Origin of the sequence: Pseudomonas sp. USHLN015, from assembly GCF_037153275.1 — a bacterium.
Lineage (GTDB): Bacteria > Pseudomonadota > Gammaproteobacteria > Pseudomonadales > Pseudomonadaceae > Metapseudomonas > Metapseudomonas tohonis.
In genome coordinates this window covers 91,177-103,844 of sequence record NZ_JBBCKP010000015.1, presented here as the reverse complement: position 1 = coordinate 103,844, position 12,668 = coordinate 91,177, and the positions used below count along the sequence as shown (strand labels likewise).

9 protein-coding genes are annotated in these 12,668 nt (G+C 69.9%); 7 read left to right on the top strand and 2 right to left on the bottom strand.

Going from position 1 to position 12,668, the window contains the following annotated elements; all coding sequences use genetic code 11:
- Window positions 1–153 precede the first annotated feature (153 nt).
- On the top strand, window positions 154–1,122 hold the full coding sequence (locus WFQ67_RS26775; protein ID WP_337058672.1) for a fimbrial protein: 969 nt from the start codon (window positions 154–156) through the stop codon (window positions 1,120–1,122).
- Window positions 1,123–1,128: 6 nt separating this feature from the next.
- On the opposite strand, the gene WFQ67_RS26770 is transcribed toward WFQ67_RS26775, so the two are convergent.
- Entirely contained in the window at window positions 1,129–2,163 is a 1,035-nt protein-coding gene (locus tag WFQ67_RS26770) for an AraC family transcriptional regulator (protein WP_213628149.1), read from the bottom strand.
- A gap of 8 nt (window positions 2,164–2,171) precedes the next feature.
- Window positions 2,172–3,089 (bottom strand): GGDEF domain-containing protein, encoded by a 918-nt coding sequence (locus WFQ67_RS26765; RefSeq protein ID WP_107329735.1) that lies wholly within the window; start codon window positions 3,087–3,089, stop codon window positions 2,172–2,174.
- A 435-nt stretch (window positions 3,090–3,524) separates the two neighbouring features.
- Between WFQ67_RS26765 and WFQ67_RS26760 the strand changes: the two genes are divergently transcribed.
- The 6 genes from WFQ67_RS26760 to WFQ67_RS26735 all read left to right on the top strand — a co-directional run bounded on the left by WFQ67_RS26760 (window position 3,525) and on the right by WFQ67_RS26735 (window position 12,086).
- The gene (locus WFQ67_RS26760; RefSeq protein WP_337058671.1) at window positions 3,525–6,053 is read left to right on the top strand and encodes a TonB-dependent receptor; all 2,529 of its coding nucleotides are present in this window, start codon (window positions 3,525–3,527) and stop codon (window positions 6,051–6,053) included.
- Between the two features lie 57 nt (window positions 6,054–6,110).
- Window positions 6,111–8,036, top strand: a complete 1,926-nt coding sequence (locus tag WFQ67_RS26755; protein WP_337058670.1) for a phytase — start codon at window positions 6,111–6,113, stop codon at window positions 8,034–8,036.
- A gap of 74 nt (window positions 8,037–8,110) precedes the next feature.
- Complete coding sequence (gene tolQ, locus WFQ67_RS26750) at window positions 8,111–8,815, top strand: protein TolQ (RefSeq protein ID WP_213628155.1); 705 nt, start codon at window positions 8,111–8,113, stop codon at window positions 8,813–8,815.
- 8 nt (window positions 8,816–8,823) lie between these two features.
- Window positions 8,824–9,270, top strand: a complete 447-nt coding sequence (gene tolR, locus WFQ67_RS26745; RefSeq protein ID WP_044412031.1) for a protein TolR — start codon at window positions 8,824–8,826, stop codon at window positions 9,268–9,270.
- Window positions 9,267–10,091, top strand: coding sequence for an energy transducer TonB (locus WFQ67_RS26740; protein WP_337058669.1), 825 nt, complete (start codon window positions 9,267–9,269; stop codon window positions 10,089–10,091). The genes tolR and WFQ67_RS26740 overlap by 4 nt, the downstream gene beginning before the upstream one ends.
- A 36-nt stretch (window positions 10,092–10,127) precedes the next feature.
- Complete coding sequence (locus tag WFQ67_RS26735; RefSeq protein ID WP_337058668.1) at window positions 10,128–12,086, top strand: PhoX family protein; 1,959 nt, start codon at window positions 10,128–10,130, stop codon at window positions 12,084–12,086.
- Window positions 12,087–12,668 lie beyond the last annotated feature (582 nt).

Sequence of the window (12,668 nt, the reverse complement as noted above, 5' to 3'; positions counted from 1 at the left end):
CGGTGCGCCGGTGAAGCCGCAGGCGGAGCCTTGCCATCCGGCTGCCGAGGGCAATGGCCTACAGACAGGGGCGGAGTCCTTGGTGCTTTTTCCTACGCGTCGCCACTTTTGGTGCCGCTAGGATTTTCGCCCGTACTCTGTTTGGGCGTTTCCATGACCCCTCTCATCTGCAGCAGGCTGGCAGGCGCCCTGGCGCTCCTTGTCTCCGGACTGGCCTTCGGAGCCAGTTGCACCGGCTCGGGCCACAAGACCCACTTCCCGCTTCCGACCTCACTCTCCCTGCAGCGCGATGCCCCGGTGGGCTCGGTGCTCTTCGACACCAATGGCTGGGTCGGCACGGGGGAGGCCAGCGCGTCCTGCTATGGGCCGGGCACCATCTGGCACGACCATGGCTACTACGGAGGTGCCACCCGGACCGACCAGGCCGATGTCTATGAAACGGGTGTGCCCGGCGTCGGCATCAAGGTGGCCTGGCACAACAACGCCAACCGGCCGCCCGCCACCATGAATGGTGGGGCCTTCATGAGCTACCCGCGGACGGAGATGCAGATATCGTCGAACAAGTACGTCCCCGCCCAGCGCTGGTGGATCCAGCTGATCAAGACCGGGCCCATCGAGACGGGCACCTTCAACATCCCGCCGATCCGCGTCTACTACCACAACCTGCTGACCAACGAACTGACCTTCCCGTCCTCCCAACTGGTGTTCACCAAGAAGGGCTGCCGCCTGCGCACCCCCACCACCACCGTGCAGTTGCCCATCGCCAACCTGCACCATTTCGGCGGGGTCGGCAGCAGCGCCAGGCCGAAGGCCTTCAACCTCGAGCTCGACTGCGACCCCGATATCCGCATCTCCTATCGCGTGGACGGGTTGCAGGCCGCCGACTCGGTGCTCAAGAACAGCGCAGGCAGCGGCATGGCCAGGGGCGTGGGGGTGCAACTGCTCAAGGGCGCGGGCGGCGGGACGCCCCTGGTGCTGGGGGCCAAGGCCTACCACCTGAACATCGGCGCAGCCGGCGGCTCCAGCGTGATCCCCCTGATTGCGCGCTATTACCAGGTCGAGCCCACGGTCAGCCCCGGCGCGGTGATCACCACCGCCACCCTCACGCTGTTCTACGAATGACGCCCCTCAAGCCCCGAACAGCTGGCGCAGCGCGCTGGGGGAGAGCCCCGTCCAGCGCCTGAGCGAGCGGCGGAAGTTGGTGCTGTCGTGGAAGCGCAGGTACGCCGCCACCTCGTCGTTGCCGTAGCCCTTGATGCGATAGAGGTACAGCGCCACGTGCTTGCGCACCAGGTCACGCTGCTCCTGATAGTGCGTGCCGTGCTTGGCCAGCTTGCGCTTGAAGGTGGCCGGGCTCATGGCGAAGGCCTGGGCCGCGTCCTCCAGCACCGGCGCCTCGCGCACCCGCTCCAGCAACCAGCCGTAGAGCCGGTCCAGCAGGCTGGCGCGATGACCCAGCGCCTCCAGCTGGCGCGCACATTCCTGGCGTGCCACCCGGCCGGCGGTCTGCGACGCCTCCGGCAGCGCCCGGGTCAGCCAGGCGCGCGGCACCTGCATGGCGTCCACGTGCTGGTCGAAGCGCACCTCCTCCCCCAGGTGCACCCAGTACTGCTCGATGCAGCGCGGCTGGCCATGGGCGAAGTGGTAGCGCCACGGCAGCCGCTCCCCGCCCAGGCGCCGGCACAGCGCCGCCACCGCCGTCATGCTCGCCTCCAGCAGGAAGCGCCGGTGTTCCCCCGCCCCGCAGGCGTCCACCCAGTACAGCCAGGCGTCCTGCTCGTCCAGCAACAGCCGGGGCGCCAGCAACGGGGTCAGCAGCGCCCGCTGGCGGATCAACTGGCCCAGCGCATCCTGCAGGTGCTCGGCGTGCAGCAGGGTGTGGCTGGCGGCGCCGTAGTGGCCGGGCAAAAGCCGCTGGCCGAAGAGAAAGGCCGTGTCGTCGGCGGCCAGCAGGCGCCGGGCATTGCCGATCAGCCCGAGGAACTGCTGCGGGCTGACCAGCTGCCCGCCGGCGAGGATGTCTTCGTAGAACAAACCCGTCCCCCGCAGCAGGCGGTGGCTGTCGATCCCCCGCGAGAGCGCCAGGTCGATCAGCACCGCCGGCTGGCCGTGGGCCGGGATGAAGCGGCTGTCGCACTCGTACCAGTCACCCCTGATGGTCATCGCGCACCTCAGGCACTGTGGGCCAGGCGCGGCGAGCGCGCCTTCGCCAGGGCCAGGTTGAGCCGTTGCAGCAGCGCCTCGGGGCTCTCGTCCAGGGCCATCGCCACCGCCGTGCTGGCGCGCAGTTGCAGGCGCTCGCCGTGCTGGCGGGTGCGGTGGGCGAAGTGCGCCACCGCCTCGCCCAGCTCCGTGGCCAGCTGGTGCGCCTGGCGCTCGCCGGTGTTCGGCAGCAGCACCACGAAGCGGTCGCCGGCCAGGCGGCAGAGCAGGTCCTGGCGGCGCAGGTTGAGCAGCAGCAACTGTGTCAGGGCCAGCAGCAGGTGGTCGCCCTCGGCGTGGCCGAAGCGGTCGTTGACCTGACTGAAGTCATCGATGTCGAGGATCACCAGCGACAGCGGCTGGCCGTTCGCGGCGGCCTCGCCCAGGCCCAGCTCCAGCTGGCGGCGCAGGTAGTCGGCGTCGCCCAGCGGGGTGAGGGTGTCGAACTGGCGATGCTCGCGGAACAGCCGCTCGCGCTTCTCCATCTGCGCACTGATGGCCAGCTGCTCGCGGTGCCAGTGGTAGATGCCCAGGGTCAGCAGCACCAGGCCGATGGGCATCGGCACCGACTCCAGCCAGTGGTCCCAGTGCACCGTGTCGGGCATGCGGATGAATTCGTCGAGGCTGTCGATCCACCAGGAGAAGAACACCCCCGCCAGCCCCAGCACCAGCAGGTTGGTCACCCGCCCGGCGGGCCGGCTTTTCAACACCAGGCCGATCCACACCAGCGCCAGCAGCGCCGAGCCGCCCTCGCCGAGTATGTCCAGCCAGACCCACTCCGACGCCGCCTTCAGGTCGCCCACCGCCAGGTGCAGCAGCAACCCGGCATTGGCCGCCAGGAACAGCGCGGTGAGCTTGAGGCGGTGCAGCTTCAGCAGGGAGGTCATGGGCAGGTCCGCAGGGTTAGACCGGGCCAGCAGAGCAGATGATTGTGACGGCGAGGTTGCAGCGCCGGAGCGGGGTGGGAGGGTCGGATCGGCTCAGGGGACGTGGGGTGTTTTTCAGCATTTCGCGCTGCTTTTGGTAGGGGCGAATTCATTCGCCAGGCAGCCCGCAGGGCTGCTTCTGCGGGGCTGTAGGTAGCGGCGGACCTGCGCTCCGCTGGGCGAATGAATTCGCCCCTACAGGAGGCTCCGGCCTGGCTTGCATCGCCGTGCTCGGGTCCTATCAGCTCAAAACCCCGGGGCTACCCCCGCAAAACCCCGCCATTGCCGCCCGGTGCCGTTGTCCTGTCACAGAAGCTTCATCCGCGCTGCCTAGCGTCCGCTCCCACATTGCCGGGCCATTTGCCTGGCCTGGAACCAATCCTGGGGAGAGCATTCATGTACAAGCGCAGCACCGCCGCCCGGCTCGCGGGCTTCACCTTCAGCGCGCTGACCCTGGCCATGGCCGGCGTCGCGCTGGCCGCCGACGAGGGCGCCACCGGCGCCACCGAGCACGTCGAGGTGGTCGGCCAGGCCGTGAGCATCGACAAGGCCCTGAAGGAGCAGCGCGCCTCCGACAGCGTCGAGAGCGTGGTGCATGCCGATGGCGTCGCCCAGCTGCCGGACCAGAACGCCGCCGAAGCGGTGCAGCGCCTGCCCGGCGTCTCGGTGGAGCGCGACCAGGGCGAAGGCCGCTTCGTCAGCGTGCGCGGCCTGGGCCCGGACCTGAACAGCGTCACCATCAACGGCACCCTGGTGCCCGCCCCGGAAAGCGACCGCCGCGCCGTGGCCCTGGACGTGCTGCCCGCCGAGCTGGTGCAGTCGCTCACCGTGATCAAGACCCTCACCCCGGACATGGACGCCAACTCCCTCGGCGGCACCATCGACGTGGAGAGCCTCTCCGCCTTCGACCACGAGGGCCTGTTCTACACCGGCAGCACCGAGGGCAGCTACGACGAGAACACCGACCAGACCAGCCCCAAGTTCTCCGGCGCCATCAGCGACCGCTTCAGCCTGGGCGAGGGCATCGACAACTTCGGCGTGGCCGCGGCCCTGAGCTGGCAGGAACGCAAGTTCGGCTCCGACAACGTCGAGACCGGCGGCGCCTGGGACTTCGAGGACGGCGCCCGCCTGGAGGAGCTGGAGCAGCGCGACTACGCCATCACCCGCGAGCGTGCCGGCGGCGGCCTCAACTTCGACTACAAGCCCGACGACGTCTCCAGCTACTACCTGCGCACCCTCTACAGCCGCTTCAAGGACAGCGAGACGCGCAACGCCGCCGGCATCGAGTTCGACGACGCGCGCCTGCCGGGCGAGACCGGCGACGGCGAGGGCTACCGCGAGCTGAAGGACCGCGAGGAAACCCAGGAGATCCACTCCTACGTGTTCGGCGGCGAACGCATGATGGGCCTGTGGACCCTGAGCGGGCAGGCCGGCTACAGCCGCTCCAGCGAGGACAGCCCCGGCCACATCGCCGGTGCCACCTTCGAAGGCATCCGCGACTTCACCGGCACCGGCTTCGACGACAGCAAGAAGCCGCGCCTCAACGTCGAGAACGGCTTCTACGACCCGGCCAACTTCGCCCTCGACAAGATCGACTGGGAAAAGCAGAACACCGAGGACACCGAGAAGAACATCCGCCTCGACCTCGCCCGCGACTACGACCTCTCCGGCTACGCCGCCCAGGCCAAGTTCGGCGGCAAGCTCAGCCGCCGCGACAAGACCAACGACCTGGAAGCCTGGACCTACGAGGACCTGGACACCTTCTTCAGCGACGAGCAGCTCAACCTCGGCCGGTTCCAGAAGGGCACCGTGCACTACGCCCTCGACCGCTTCGGCCCCGGCATCAGCGCCAGCGCCATCAAGGGCCTGATCGGCCAGCTCGATGCCGCCGACTTCTACAACGAGGAAGAGTCGCGGGTGAACGACTTCGACATGAGCGAGGACATCAACGCCGCCTACCTCATGAACACCCTGGACGTGGACGACTGGCGCTTCATCGCCGGCCTGCGCTACGAGGGCACCGAGTTCGAGGCCAAGGGCACCGGCATCCGCGATGGCGCCTACGAAAGCATCGAGCGCAAGCGCGACTACCACCACTGGCTGCCCGGCCTGCACGCCCGCTACCAGCTGGACAAGGACACCCAGCTGCGCGCCGCCTGGACCAAGTCCGTGGTGCGCCCCACCTTCGGCCAGCTGGCCCCGGGCTTCGTCATCGACGGCGACGAGGCCAGCTTCGGCAACCCCGACCTGTCGCCGCTGGAGTCGAGCAACTTCGACCTGGGCATCGAGCACTACCTGGGCCGCGCCGGCGTGGTCTCCGCCTTCGTCTTCTACAAGGACATCGACAACTTCATCTACAACACCGACCTCGCCGGCACCGGCGCCTGGGCGACCTTCGACGAGGCCAACACCTACGCCAACGGCGACAACGCCAAGCTCTACGGCCTGGAACTGGCCTACTCGCAGAAATTCGACTGGCTGCCCGCGCCCTGGAACGGCCTACTGCTGGGCGCCAACGCCACCTTCAGCCGCTCCGACGCCAGCATCGAAGGCTTCGACGCCGCCAGCGGCCGCACCCTTGAGCGCGACATCGACCTGCCCAACCAGTCCGACACCGTCGGCAACCTGATGCTCGGCTGGGAGAACGACACACTCAGCCTGCGCCTCTCGGCCAACTACAAGTCCGACTACCTGTTCGAAGTGGCCCCGGTGGGCGACCGCCAGCACGACCTGCACGTGGATTCGCAGACCTTCGTCGACTTCAGCGCCCGCTACTTCCTGACGAAGGAGCTGCAGCTGTCCTTCGAGGCGCAGAACCTCACCGACGAGCACTACTACGTCTACACCGGGCGCCGCAGCTACAACGCCCAGTACGAGGAATACGGCCCCACCTACACGCTCGGCCTGACCTTCACCCACTTCTGATCGCCACGCCCTCCCCACCGGGGAGGGCGGCACCCCCGTATCGCCTGGAACCGCCCGATGACCGCTATCCGCCCCCGCACCGTCCTGCTGTTCGCCGCCCTGTTCGGCCTGGCCGCCTGCCAGCCGCGCCCGGCCGCCGAGTCCTCGTCTCCCCGGCTCGACCTCAGCCCATGGGGCGCCTCCGCCCTCAAGGCCGAAGACCTTCGCCCGCTGCCCGGCAGCGACGCCCGCCTGGCCGCCAGCGAGCGCGACGGCCTGCTCCTGCTCGACGGCGAAGGCCGCGAACGGGCGCGCCTGCCCGGCTCCTTCTCCGGCCTCGACCTGCGCAGCGCCGGGCCCCGGGGCGTGATCGTCGCCAGCCTCGACAACGCCACCCAGCAGGCCACCCTGGTGAGCCTGGACCCCGGCGCCCAGCGCTGGGGCGCCCCACTGCAGCTGCCGGCCCGCGACTACGCCGTCGCCGGGCTCTGCCTGTACCGCGACGACGCGCGCAACCTCTACCTGTTCCTGGTGGGCGAGGACGGCCACGGCGAGCAGTGGCTGGTGGGCGCCGGCCCGCGCCTGAATGCCGAGGCCCGACGCGTACGCGGCCTGGCCCTGCCACCGGCGGCCGAGTACTGCCAGGTGGACGACGCTGCCAACCGCCTGTTCGTCAACGAAGAGAACGTCGGCCTCTGGGCCTACCCGGCCCACCCGGAAGCCGACAGCGCCCGCATGCCGGTGGACCTGTTGGCCCCCTTCGGCGGCCTGGCGAAACGCGCCGGGGCCATGGCCGTGGTGCCCGGCGGCCTGCTGGCGCTGGACCCGTCCGCCGCCCGCCTGCACCTCTACCAGCAGCAGGGCGAGGCTTGGCAGGCCGTGGCCAGCCTGGCGCTGCCGGGCCTGGACGAGCCCGAGCGCATCGCCGTGGCCGCCAGCGCCCGGGGCACCGAGCTGCTGCTGCAGGACGACGCCAGCGGGCGCTTCCACCAGGGCCGGCTGGACTGGCAGGCGCAGCCCGTGGCCCTGCCGCCGGTGCTCCCCAGCGTCGCCGCCCTGCGCCAGAGCGAGCCGGTGGGGCGCCAGGGCGATGCGGCTGACGACCCGGCCATCTGGGTCAACCCGAACGATGCGGCCGCCAGCCGCGTGCTCGGCACCAACAAGAAGCAGGGCCTGCTGGTCTACGGCCTCGATGGCCAGTTGCTGCAGGAACTGCCGGTGGGCCGCCTGAACAACGTCGACGTGCGCCCCGGCTTCGCCCTCGGCGGCCAGCGGGTCGACCTGGCCGTGGCCAGCAACCGCGACCGCAACAGCCTCAGCCTGTTCGCCATCGACCGCGCCACGGGCGAGGTGAAGCCGGCCGGCGAGGTGCCCACCCCGCTCAAGGAGATCTACGGCATCTGCCTGTTTCAGCCGGCCTCCGGCGAGCTCTACGCCTTCGCCAACGGCAAGGACGGGCGCTTCCTGCAATACCGCCTGGACGGCGCCAGCGGCGCGGCGAGCGGGCAACTGGTGCGCGAGTTCCGCGTCGACAGCCAGCCCGAGGGCTGTGTCGCCGACGACCAGCGCCAGCGCCTGTTCATCGGCGAGGAGGACGTCGGCGTCTGGGCCCTGGACGCCCGCGCCGACGCCCCCGCCGACCTCGCCTCGGTGATGAAGGTGGGCGACGCGCTGCACGCCGACGTCGAGGGCCTGGGCCTCTACCAGAGCGAGGCCCGCGACTACCTGGTGATCTCCAGCCAGGGCAACGACAGCTACGTGGTGCTCGACGCCGAGCCGCCCTTCGCCCTGCGCGGCGCCTTCCGTGTCGGCCTCAACGCCGGGGCCGGCATCGACGGCGCCTCGGAGACCGACGGCCTGGAAGTCACCTCCGCCAACCTCGGCGGCCCCTGGAGCCAGGGCCTTCTGGTGGTGCAGGACGGCCGCAAGCGCATGCCCGAGCAGACCCAGAACTTCAAGTTCGTGCCCTGGGCCGAGGTGGCACGGACCCTGGGCCTGCACTGAAGCGCTGTCATCAATCCGTCACCACCGCGTAATCGAATAGGGCCAGCGGGCCCGGCAACACGAGGAACCGAACCATGCACGCAACACTGGAACAGATGACCGTCTGGGGCCTGATCAGCGACGCCAGCCTGCTGGTGAAAGGGGTGATGGCGATCCTGCTGCTCGCCTCCCTGTTCAGCTGGTACCTGATCGTCCAGCGCGGCGCCCTGCTGGCGCGCACCGAACGCCAGGCTCGTGCCTTCCTGGCGCGCCTGCGCGGCACCGCCGAGCTCGGCCAGCTGCAGCGCAAGGACGGCGAGCCGGACGAGGACGCCGCCCTGGAGCGCATCTTCCACGCCGGCTACCAGGCGTTCGCCCAGCTGCGCCGCGAGCCGGGCATCGCCCCGGACATGGTGGTGGACGGTGTCGAGCGCAGCCTCTATGTCGCCATCGCCGAAGAGGAGGAGCGCCTGGAGAAGGGCCTCACCTTCCTCGCCACCGTCGGCTCGGTCAGCCCCTACATCGGCCTGTTCGGCACCGTGTGGGGGATCATGAATTCCTTCATCGGCCTGTCCCAGGTGCAGCAGGCGACCCTCTCCACCGTGGCCCCGGGCATCGCCGAAGCGCTGATCGCCACCGCCATCGGCCTGTTCGCCGCCATCCCCGCGGTGATCGCCTACAACCGCTTCTCGGCCCGCGCCCAGGGCCTGGTGGCGCGCTACTACGCCTTCGGCAATGAGCTGCAGGGCCGCCTGCAACGCCGCCTTGTGGGCGCCAATCCCGTCGCCGCCGCGGCCTGAGGTGCAGCATGCTCGTCCGCCCCCAGCGCAAGCACGGCCCCAAGGCCGAAATGAACGTGGTGCCCTATATCGATGTGATGCTGGTGCTGCTGGTGATCTTCATGGTCACCGCGCCGATGCTCACCCAGGGCGTGAAGATCGAACTGCCCAAGGTAGCCAGCGAGGCGCTGCCCCGTGACAGCCAGCAGCGCATTCTCACCCTCTCGGTGCAGGCCGACGGCGGCTACTACTGGAACCTCGGCACCGAGCTGGACACCGAGAACCGGACCGACAGCGCCGTGGCCCTGGAGGAGATGACCGCCAAGGTGGGCGCGCTGATCGCCGAGCGCGGCGACACCCAGGTGTACATCCGCGCCGACCAGGACGCCGGCTACGGCAAGGTGGTGGCCGCCATGGCCGCGCTGCAGCAGGGCGGGGTGGCCAACCTCGGGCTGATCACCGAGGCGCCGCAATGAGCGTGATGGTCATGGGCGACACCCCGCTTTCCCGCCTGCGCCTGCCCGCTGCCGGATTCTGGCGCCACGCCTTCGCCGCCGGCTGCGCCCTGGCCCTGCACCTGGCTGCGCTGGTGCTGCTGATGGCCGGCTGGGCCCCCGAGCGCCCCGCCGAGCCCGTGCAGCGGGTGCTCACCACCCAGCTCATCAGCCTGCCCTCGCCGGTGCCCGAACCGGCCCCCGCGCCCCCGGCGCCGGTGCAGCCGGCCGTGGCCGAGCCCGCCCCGGTGGCGCCGCCCCCGGTGCCGCTCGAGCCGCCGAAGCCGCAGGTCGACCCACGCGTCGAGCAGCGCAAGCAGGAGCAGGCCGCCCTGGCGCGCAAGCGCGTGGAGGAGCAGAAGCGCCAGGAGCAGATACAGCGGGAAACCCAGCGCCGCGAGCAGCAGCGCCTGGAGGCCGAGCGCACCGCCGCCGAACAACAGCGTCAGCTCGACCTGGCCCGCCAGGCGGAACAGCAACGCCTGGCTGCCGAGCGCGCGCGCCAGGCCGCTGCCGAAGCCGCCGCCAACAGCCGCCAGTACCTGCCGATCGCCAAGGAGGCGCCGGACTACCCCCAGCGCGCCCTCGACAAGGGCATCCAGGGCGACTGCACGGTCGAGTACCGGGTCAACCCGCAAGGCCGCGTCGAGGACCCGCAGGTGGTGGGCGACTGTCACCCGCTGTTCATCCGCCCGTCACTGGCCGCGGCGCAGACTTTCCGCTACCAGCCGCGCCTGGAGAACGGCCAGCCCGTGGCCGTGCCCGGCGTGCGCAACACCTTCCACTACCGCATCGAACGCTGAGCGCGCAGCGCCGGCGCAGACCAGAAGAGAGACGTGATGAACCAGGATTTCGCAGCCTTCCATGCCGCACTCGCCGCCCACGACGACGAGGCCATCAACCCCAGCGGCAACCGCAGCCTGGACCAGATGGTCGATGCCGGCCGCCGCAACGTGCTCAAGGGCGGCCTTGCGATGGCGGCCCTGGGCTTCTTCGGCGGCGGCATCAGCGCCTGCCGAGCGGTGGCCGACGACGGGTTGCTGGGCTTCAAGGGCGTGCCCCAGCAGTTCGATGCGACGTTCGACCAGGTCATCGTCGCCGAGGGCTACAGCGCCCGGCCGTTCTTCTCCTGGGGCGATGCCGTACTCGCCGATGCTCCGGCCTTCAAGGGCGACGCCAGCGAAACCTGGGAGGACCAGCTCAAGCAGGCCGGCGACAACCATGACGGCATGCACTTCTTCCCCTTCCCGGAGGCGCCCAACGACCACGGCCTGCTGGTGGTCAACCACGAATACATCAACCCCACCCTGCACGCCGCCGGCATCGTCTACCTCGACGGCAAGCGCAAGGCGGAGGACGTGAAGAAGGAGCAGGCGGCCCACGGCGTCAGCGTCATCGAGGTGAAGAAGGACGGCAGCGGCCACTGGCAGCGGGTCGCCGGCTCGCGCTACAACCGCCGCATCTCCACCCTCACGCCTATGCAGCTCAGCGGCCCGCTGGCCGGCCACCCGCTGATGAAGACCGCCTCCGACCCCAGCGGGCGGGAGGTGATCGGCACCCTCAACAACTGCTCCATGGGCGTCACCCCCTGGGGCACCTACCTCGCCTGCGAGGAGAACTGGCACAACTACTTCATCAACCGCGACGCGGCCGACCATGCCCAGCGCGTGTCCCACAAGCGCTACGGCATCGCCAGGGAAGGGTTGAGCAAGAACTACGGCTGGGAGACCGCCGACCCCCGCTTCGACGCCACGCCCTACCGCGACCAGCCCCACGACGGCCACGTGCAGGAGCCGCATCGCTTCGGCTGGGTGGTGGAGATCGACCCCTTCGACCCCGGCAGCACGCCGAAGAAGCGCACCGCCGTCGGCCGCTTCTGCCGCGAGTGCTCCACCCTGTCCCTCGGCAAGGACGGGCGCATGGCCTACTACTACGGCGACGACACCAAGGGCGAGTACATCTACAAGTTCGTGCCCAGCGGCCGCTTCGACGCCGCCAACCCCAGGGCCGCCCGCGACCTGCTGGACGAGGGCACCCTCTACGTCGCCCGCTTCGACGACGACGGCAAGGGCCAGTGGCTGGCCCTGGTGCACGGGCAGAACGGCCTCACCGCCGAGAACGGCTTCCCCAGCCAGGCCGAGGTGCTGCTCAATGCCCGTGCCGCCGGCGACGTTCTCGGCGCCACGCCCATGGACCGCCCCGAGTGGGTGGCCGCGCACCCGGAGACCCGCGAGGTCTACGTCACCCTCACCAACAACGACGAGCGCGGCGCCAAGAAGCCGCTGAACGCCGCCAACCCGCGCCCGCACAACCTGCACGGGCAGATCCTGCGCTGGAACGAGGCGGGCGGCGACCCCACCGCCACCACCTTCGAATGGGAGATCTTCCTGCTCGCCGGCGAACCCAAGGGCGCCAAGGACGACAAGGGCCAGCCGGTGCCGGCCAGCCTCATCGGCACCATCAACGGCGACGCCTTCTCCTCGCCGGACGGCCTGGCCTTCGACCCCGCCGGCCGCCTGTGGATCGAGACCGACTTCGACGACATCGAGCCGGCCATGGCGCGCATCGGCTGCAACCAGCTGCTCTGCGCCGACCCCAGGACCCGCGAGGTGCGCCGCTTCCTGGTCGGCCCGCGCGGCTGCGAGCTGACCGGCATCACCTTCACCCCGGACGGCCGCAGCATGTGGGTCAACATCCAGCACCCCGGCATCAGCTACCCGGCCAGCGACGGCAAGAGCCGCCCGCGCTCCACCACCGTGCTGATCACCAAGAACGACGGCGGCGTGATCGGCAGCTAATTCCATGCCCAATGCCGGGCCCAACGATGCCGGGTTCGACTCCGCGCGTTGGGCCTCGTACCTCGGCCCAACCTACGGCTGTGCTCGACGCCGGCTTTCGTAGGAGCGAGCTCTGCTCGCGAAGCTTGGCTACGCCGGGGAGCGCTCCCTGTAGGTTGGCGCCGAGCGCAGCGAGGCCCAACGATGCCGTGCTCGACTCCACGTGTTGGGCCTCGTACCTCGGCCCAACCTACGGCTGTGCACGACGCCGGCTCTCGTAGGAGCGAGCTCTGCTCGCGAAGCTTGGCTACGCCGAGGGAGCGCTCCCTGTAGGTTGGCGCCGAGCGCAGCGAGGCCCAACGATGCCGTGTTCGACTCCGCGCGTTGGGCCTCGTACCTCGGCCCAACCTACGGCTGTGCACGACGCCGGCTCCCGTAGGAGCGAGCTCTGCTCGCGAAGCTCGGCTGGCCATCGGATGCGGCATTCCGTCGCCCCTTCAAGCGTTTCAGCGGCATGTCGCCAGGGGTTGCGAGGCGGCGCCTGACGACCAGCGGTATGGCCTGAAACCCGTACAAGGATTGATGCAGGGACGGTTGGCGCTG

Bases quoted from the DNA above. Each gene is read 5' to 3' on its own strand.
- WFQ67_RS26775 (WP_337058672.1), top strand. From the start codon at position 154: ATGACCCCTCTCATCTGCAGCAGGCTGGCAGGCGCCCTGGCGCTCCTT.
- WFQ67_RS26770 (WP_213628149.1), bottom strand. From the start codon at position 2,163: ATGACCATCAGGGGTGACTGGTACGAGTGCGACAGCCGCTTCATCCCG.
- WFQ67_RS26765 (WP_107329735.1), bottom strand. From the start codon at position 3,089: ATGACCTCCCTGCTGAAGCTGCACCGCCTCAAGCTCACCGCGCTGTTC.
- WFQ67_RS26760 (WP_337058671.1), top strand. From the start codon at position 3,525: ATGTACAAGCGCAGCACCGCCGCCCGGCTCGCGGGCTTCACCTTCAGC.
- WFQ67_RS26755 (WP_337058670.1), top strand. From the start codon at position 6,111: ATGACCGCTATCCGCCCCCGCACCGTCCTGCTGTTCGCCGCCCTGTTC.
- tolQ (WP_213628155.1), top strand. From the start codon at position 8,111: ATGCACGCAACACTGGAACAGATGACCGTCTGGGGCCTGATCAGCGAC.
- tolR (WP_044412031.1), top strand. From the start codon at position 8,824: ATGCTCGTCCGCCCCCAGCGCAAGCACGGCCCCAAGGCCGAAATGAAC.
- WFQ67_RS26740 (WP_337058669.1), top strand. From the start codon at position 9,267: ATGAGCGTGATGGTCATGGGCGACACCCCGCTTTCCCGCCTGCGCCTG.
- WFQ67_RS26735 (WP_337058668.1), top strand. From the start codon at position 10,128: ATGAACCAGGATTTCGCAGCCTTCCATGCCGCACTCGCCGCCCACGAC.